Here is a 6,264-nt window from a genome sequence, read left to right on the forward strand (position 1 = left end):
GAGGAGCGACAACCCCTCACGCGACCAATCACATCGCGCCACATCAGGTGTGGTCCCGCACCTGACGCGCCGCCCATTCCGCCCAGTCGCGTTGGGAGGAGCTGGCGCGAATGCCGTACTCCAGGGCGATCCTGCCGTAGATGGACAGCGGGCTGGAGTCCCACGGGACCGAGCGCTCCAGCTCCTCCAACTGGGACAGCTCCGTCTCGGAGTCGGCCTCGATGCCCTTGAGGTACTCAACCGCCTCCTGCCGCGACACCTGGTCCAGGAAGAACACCCGCAGCAGGGTTTCGCTGCGCCGCACCGTCTTGGGGCGGGTCTGGGTCAGCCAGTGGTGCAGCTCGGTGCGTCCGCTGTCGGTGAGGCGGTATTCCTTGCGGCCGCGCGAGCCCTCGTCGGAGACCTCGAGGTGGCCGTTGTCGGTGAGGCGGCCCAGTTCCGTGTAGACCTGGCTCTGTGTGGCGCTCCACACGTTCGCGAGGGACAGCTCGAATTGTTTCAGCAGGTCGTAACCGCTGGCGGGGCCGTGGGAGAGGAGGCCCAGGAGGGCGTGGCGCAGGCTCATGCTCGAATTCTTACGCATCAGGGTTGACATGTCAATCCAGACACGTGTAACTTCTGACATGTCAACAGTGACATGTCGAAGAAGGAATGCAATGTCATACCTCGTCAGTTTCCTCCCGTGGATCGCCTTCGCCGTCGTCCCGTCGAAGCAGTGGCTGCTGGCCGCGCTGCTCGGCTTCGGGGTCGGCGCCGTCCTGCTGATCCGCGGTTTCGTCGCGGGGCGCCGCATCGACATGATGGTCATCGAGGCCAGCGCCGCCATCTACTTCGGACTCGTGGCGCTGCTGGCGCTCATCGACCCGACCTCGCCGATCCAGCACTACGTCCCGCCGATGTCGGACGCCTGGCTCACCCTCACCGCGCTCGGCTCGATCCTCGTCAAACGCCCCTTCACCATGGGCATCGCCAAAACCCAAGCCCCCGAACACGTCTGGAACACCCCGCGCTTCTACCGCATCAACGTCGTCATCACCTCGGTGTGGACCGCCGCCTTCGCGCTGACGGGCCTGACCCTGCTGCTGATGCCCGCCACGGGGCGGCTCCTCATCGCCGTCAAGGTCGCGGGATTCGTGCTGCCCGGCCTGTTCACCGTCTGGTACGTCAAGCGGCTGCGGCGCGGCATCCCCGCCCAGGAAGGACAGACCGCATGAGCTTCTACATGGAGGGCAACTACGCCCCCGTCCACAGCGAGGTCACCGAGTTCGACCTGAAGATCACGGGCCAGGTCCCGCCCGAGCTCAACGGAACCTACCTGCGCAACGGGCCCAACCCGCGGCAGGAATCCGCCCACTGGTTCACGGGCGAGGGAATGATCCACGGCGTGCGGCTGGAGGGGAGCCGCGCGAGGTGGTACCGCAACCGTTGGGTGCGAACGCATTCCACGAAGGTGTACGCCCCCGACGGCTCCCGCGATCTGACCGCTGGCACCGCCAACACCCACGTGGTGCATCACGCGGGGCGCACCTTCGCCCTGGTGGAATCCTCGCTGCCCGTGGAGATCACCACCGAGCTCGACACCATTGGGCCGTACGACTTCGGCGGCCGCCTCACCGACTCGATGACGGCGCACCCGAAGATCTGCCCCGAAACGGGGGAGCTGCACTTCTTCAGCTACGGCAGCGTCCGTCCGCCCTATGTGACCTATCACCGCGCCGACGCCGAGGGCAACCTGCTGCTGTCGCAACCGATCGACGTCGGCGGGCACACCATGATGCACGACTTCCAGCTCACCGCCAAGCACATCGTGTTCATGGACCTGCCCGTCGTGTTCGACCACGACAGGCCGGGCATGCCGTACCGCTGGAGCGACACCTATCCCGCGCGCCTCGGCGTGCTGCGCCGCGACGATCCACACGGGACCGTCCAGTGGTTCTCCATCAACCCCTGCTACGTCTTCCACGGCCTCAACGCCCACGACACCGACGGCGGCATCGTCATCGAGGTGGTGCGCTACCCGCACCTGTGGCGCGACGGCGACACCCAGCCCTTCCCCGACTCCACGCTGTGGCGCTGGAGCCTGGACCTGGCGGGCGGCACCGTGAAGGAGGAACAGCTCGACGACCGCGTTTGCGAGTTCCCGCGCGTCGACGACGCGCACGCGGGCCAAAACGTCCAGTTCGGACACGTCGTCACCGACCACGAGCTGGTGCGCTACGACCTGTGGCACAACGCCACGACCGTGCACGACTTCGGCGCCGCCCGCCGCCCCGCCGAGGCGTCGCTGGTGCCCGGTCGCGACACCGACTGGCTCCTGACCTATGTGTACGACGCCGCCACGGACGGCAGCACCCTGGAGATCCTGGACGCGGGCGATCTGAACGCCGCCCCGCACGCCACCATCCAACTGCCGCAACGGGTCCCCTACGGCTTTCACGGCAACTGGATCCCCGCCGAGGACTGAGCGCGGGCGGGACATCGCGATGGGTTCCCCAGGGCCTGGGGAACCCATTAAGCGCTCGGAGTCTCGTCCTGGCCGTACAGCCGATGAATGTCGACCAGTTCGACGTCACCGCGCCGCCTGGCCGCGTTCACCAGCTCGTGAGTGAAGCCACTGAGCGAGAACAGTCCAAAGGTGACGCCCTTGGTCTGGTACCCCTGGTCGGCCAGCAGCCGTGCGATCGCCTCCAGGCGGCTCAGGTCGTCCAGCCCGCGCTGGTGGATTGTCGCCTTTGCCTCGCCGAGGAAGGTGACCTGCTTGCGTTGCAGCGCAAGCACATCGACCTCGTGTTTCGCGCGGCCCCTGTGGTCGTGAAGGTTCGCGATCCCCACGTCGCCGAAGCCCTCGGGGCGGTCGAGCTCGTCGGGGGCGAACAGCTCCACCCATTCCCGAGCCAGCGCCTCGAAGTGCGGGCCGATGATTTGGGATTTGAAGGTGGGCCTGGCCGTCCGCCACACCTCGTCGGCGCGGTGCCGTTCCAACTGTCCAAGGTGGGCGGCCGTGATCATGCGGTCGAATCGGATGATGGGATCGGTGACGGCAAGGGTCGACTTCTTGCGAACGAGGTCGGGAACGGTGTCGAGGTACCCGCTGGACAGCAACACCTGCGTGAGGTAGTCGACGGTGTTCTTGGAGCGCCCCACCGCCGCCCCGATTTTGGACAGGGACGTTGCGCCGTTCGCGATCGCGCCAAGCACGTCGAAGTACGCGGCGCGATCGGTGATGCGGGGCTCCTCTCGAAGGAGAAACTCCACCTCCGTGTGGGTGAAGACGCCGAGCCCCGTGCTCAACAGGGTGTCGCGCACCCAGTCGTCGAATTCGCCAATGCCGTGCGGGGTTTGGGTTATCAGTTCTCGATAGCCTGGAAACCCGCCCACACAGGCATGTACGTGCAGCGCGGCTTCGGGATCGTCGATGCCCCAAAGCTTCGCGGCCTGGCGGAAGTCCAGCGGCTTCAGTCTCAGGTCAACCTGGGCGCGCCCGCGCAGCGGCTTGTTTCCCGACAGCAGCTCGCGCATGACGCTCAACGATGAACCACAAAGGACGACATGGCCGCCTGGCGCCTTGCCCCGCTGGGCTTGGTCGTAGATCAGTTGCAGCAGACCTGGCAGCTCGGGACTGTGCGCGATGGCGTACGGCAGCTCGTCGATGACGACCAACGGGGTGCCCTGGCTGGTGGTGCGGGCGGCCACGGTGAGGGCGGTGCGCAGCAATTCCTCCCAGGACGCGGGGGTCGGCGCGGTCGGGGTGCCCACGTGTTCGGCGATCGTCGCGTTGAAACGGGATCGTGCCGCCACCTCTCCTTCGTCTTGGACGCATGAGTGGTAGAGGCCGCCGACCTGTTCGCACCATGCCGTCAGCAGGAATGTCTTGCCCGCACGGCGCCGCCCCGACACGATGCCGAGATTCAGCTTGTTGTGATCGCCTGAGCCTCGAAACCGTTCCAGGAGTTTCCATTCCCAATGTCGGCCAAAGATCTCACTGGGCTTTTCCACGAGCGTCACCCCCGAGTGGTACGAAAACCGTCCGAACTGAGTCAGACGAAAATCGTACCATTGGAACCAGACACTTACTAATTACTTTAAGTGATCAACGGTCATCTCGACTTCTCGGGACCACGCCGCCCCGGGCGGGCCACGGCTCCTGGCGCAACCCGCCTCAACCCTGCTCGGGCACCCGCGCCCGTCGCATCGTCACCTTGCGGGTGGTGGCGTTGCGCAGGCGGGTGAGGGCGGCGTGCTGGGCGCTGGCGGGTTCCTCGGCGTCGAGGATGCCGCGGGCGTACTGGGCGATCACGTCGCTGAAGCGGAAGCGGGCGGGGAGTCGTTGCAGCAGAAGGTGTCGGTTGAACAGCTCGCGCAGGGCGTCGGCGGCGTCGGCGGGGTCGACGTCGCCCAGGATCGCCGCCTCGTGGGCCGTGAAGTCGTCGTCGGGCAGCATCGCCAGGAGGCGGAAGACCCTGCGGGCCATGGGGGACAGGGACTGGCAGGAGCCCGCCAGGGCGGGGCGCAGCACGGTGTCGGGCGGGAAGCGCTCGAGGCGGGCGGCGTGGTCGGACAGCGTCCAGGCCGACTCGGCGGGGTCGGCGAGCTGGCCGCCCAGGGTCACCAGGTCGAGGGGCTCGTTGCGGCACAGGGTGGCGGCCAGCCGCCACGCGGTTTCGGGTTCGGCGGCGACGCGGTCGCCGATGTCGAAGCGGCGCAACAGCTCCAGGCTCGCGGGCGGCTCGAGGGGCCTCAGCGAGATGGCGGCGGCGAAGTCCACGGGCGCGATGCGGTAGCGGCTGGTCACGATGACCACACTGGAGGGTGAGGCGGGGAGCAGGGGCCGCACCGAGGCGATGTCGGCGACGTTGTCCAGCACCAGCAGCATCGGGGTGGACGCGGCGAGCTCGCGGAAGCGCCGCACCCTGGCGTCGGCGTCCGCCAGCAGCGCGACCTGGGTGGCGCTGAGACCCACCAGCCCCAACAGACCCGACAACACGGCCTCGGGGGTGCTGGCGGGGCGGGTGGTGTCGAAGCCGTGCAGGTCGGCGAACAGCCGCACCCGCGGGGCGCCCTCCGCGGTGAGAAGCCGGTGGGCGTAGGCCAGGGCGAGTTCGGTCTTGCCGATGCCCGCGGGGCCGTCGACGGCCAGCACCGGTGGCACCTTGGCGGCGAACGCGGCGGCCAGTTGCTGGTCCAGCAGCGCGATCTCGGCGTCGCGGCCCGTGAACTCGGCGCGCGGGGACGGGATCGAGTCGCGCACGTCGGCCACCTCGGACTGGTCGACGCGGGCGGCGATCAGGCGGCACACCTGGTCGAGGCGCAGCAGACCCGCGGGACCGAGGCCCGCCGCGCGTCCAATGTCGACGACGAGGTCCCAGTTGAGGCGGACCCTGCCGTCACGGAAACAGTCGCTGACCGTGGCGAGCTTCGCCTCGTCCCTGACGCGTTGCTGCTTACGGGAAGCGTTGATGCGCTTGGTGAGCTCGCGGTACGAGACGTTCTTGGCCCAGGCGCGCAGCTCCCGCAGGTACGCCACCAGGTCGTCGATCGTGCGGCAGCCGATCGGGTCGGGTTCGTCGACGGTCATCAGGCGGGGATTCGAAACATCTGGCCGTTGTCGTCCTTCAGGCAGTGCCGCACGATGATGACCACGTTGTCCTCGTCTTGTTTCTGCTGGTTGTCAAGGCACAGGCCGGTCGCGGAGTTGCGCAGGCCCGCGAAGTAGTCCCAGCCGTTCTTGGTGTCGGAGTACGTGCGGTCCCAGACCTGGCTGCCGTGGGAGTCGCGGCACGCGCGTTGGATCAGCTTGGCGCCCGAGGAGGTGCCGTCGAGGTCCAGGCACATGCCCGAGTTCTGGTTGACGATCTTGAAGTCGCTGCCGTCCTCGCCATAGCCGCTGGCCCAGGACCAGTGTTCGTGCGGCTTGGAGCATCCCGTCTCGGCGGCGATTCCCCATTGGATCACCCAGTCGCCCGACTTCTGGGACTCGCCCGCCACGCCGATGCAGCGCCCACTGTTGGCGCTGGCGATCGCGGCGTAGCCGCCCGGGTCGGGGTCGGGCTCGGTCTTGTTGTGGGACTTGGACTTGGGCTTGTCGGAGGTGGAGTCGTGGGGGTCCTTCGACTTCGACGTCGACGAGCCCGACGACCCGTCTCGCGAGGTCGAATGCGAGGGGTCGGCGGCGGCCCGGTCGGGGTTGTCGCCGTCCCACGGCACGAACATCGCCGCGGCCGCCGCGCCCAGCAGCAGCACGACGGCCGCCGCCAGCGCCGCCAG

The 6,264-nt window shown here is 67.9% G+C and carries 6 protein-coding genes; 2 read left to right on the forward strand and 4 right to left on the reverse strand.

Annotated elements, in window-relative coordinates; translation table 11 throughout:
- Positions 1–43 precede the first annotated feature (43 nt).
- Entirely contained in the window at positions 44–565 is a 522-nt protein-coding gene (locus tag VE172_RS04185; protein ID WP_324797610.1) for a PadR family transcriptional regulator, read from the reverse strand.
- A gap of 91 nt (positions 566–656) precedes the next feature.
- On the opposite strand from VE172_RS04185, the gene VE172_RS04190 reads away from it, so the two are divergent.
- Together VE172_RS04190 and VE172_RS04195 are read left to right on the forward strand one after the other, a co-directional pair.
- A complete protein-coding gene (locus VE172_RS04190) occupies positions 657–1,214 on the forward strand; it encodes a hypothetical protein (RefSeq protein WP_324797612.1) in 558 nt (185 codons plus the stop codon).
- Positions 1,211–2,464 carry a carotenoid oxygenase family protein gene (locus VE172_RS04195; protein WP_324797614.1) on the forward strand — a complete coding sequence of 418 codons (1,254 nt, stop codon included), beginning with the start codon at positions 1,211–1,213 and terminating at the stop codon, positions 2,462–2,464. The genes VE172_RS04190 and VE172_RS04195 overlap by 4 nt, the downstream gene beginning before the upstream one ends.
- A gap of 47 nt (positions 2,465–2,511) precedes the next feature.
- Here the strand turns inward: VE172_RS04195 and VE172_RS04200 are convergent, their stop codons facing one another.
- The 3 genes from VE172_RS04200 to VE172_RS04210 all read right to left on the reverse strand — a co-directional run.
- Positions 2,512–3,996, reverse strand: coding sequence for an AAA family ATPase (locus VE172_RS04200; protein ID WP_324797617.1), 1,485 nt, complete (start codon positions 3,994–3,996; stop codon positions 2,512–2,514).
- Positions 3,997–4,159: 163 nt separating this feature from the next.
- Complete coding sequence (locus tag VE172_RS04205) at positions 4,160–5,575, reverse strand: hypothetical protein (protein ID WP_324797620.1); 1,416 nt, start codon at positions 5,573–5,575, stop codon at positions 4,160–4,162.
- On the reverse strand, positions 5,575–6,264 hold a 690-nt coding region (locus VE172_RS04210; protein WP_324797622.1), incomplete at its 5' end, for an RICIN domain-containing protein. The genes VE172_RS04205 and VE172_RS04210, both read right to left, overlap by 1 nt.

Origin of the sequence: Stackebrandtia sp. (genome assembly GCF_035643755.1) — a bacterium.
In the GTDB taxonomy this organism is placed as follows: Bacteria; Actinomycetota; Actinomycetes; order Mycobacteriales; family Micromonosporaceae; genus Stackebrandtia.

What these genes read in the sequence shown, in the direction of transcription:
- VE172_RS04195 (WP_324797614.1), top strand. Translation starts at nt 1,211, where the DNA reads ATGAGCTTCTACATGGAGGGCAACTACGCCCCCGTCCACAGCGAGGTC.
- VE172_RS04190 (WP_324797612.1), top strand. Translation starts at nt 657, where the DNA reads ATGTCATACCTCGTCAGTTTCCTCCCGTGGATCGCCTTCGCCGTCGTC.
- VE172_RS04205 (WP_324797620.1), bottom strand. Translation starts at nt 5,575, where the DNA reads ATGACCGTCGACGAACCCGACCCGATCGGCTGCCGCACGATCGACGAC.
- VE172_RS04185 (WP_324797610.1), bottom strand. Translation starts at nt 565, where the DNA reads ATGAGCCTGCGCCACGCCCTCCTGGGCCTCCTCTCCCACGGCCCCGCC.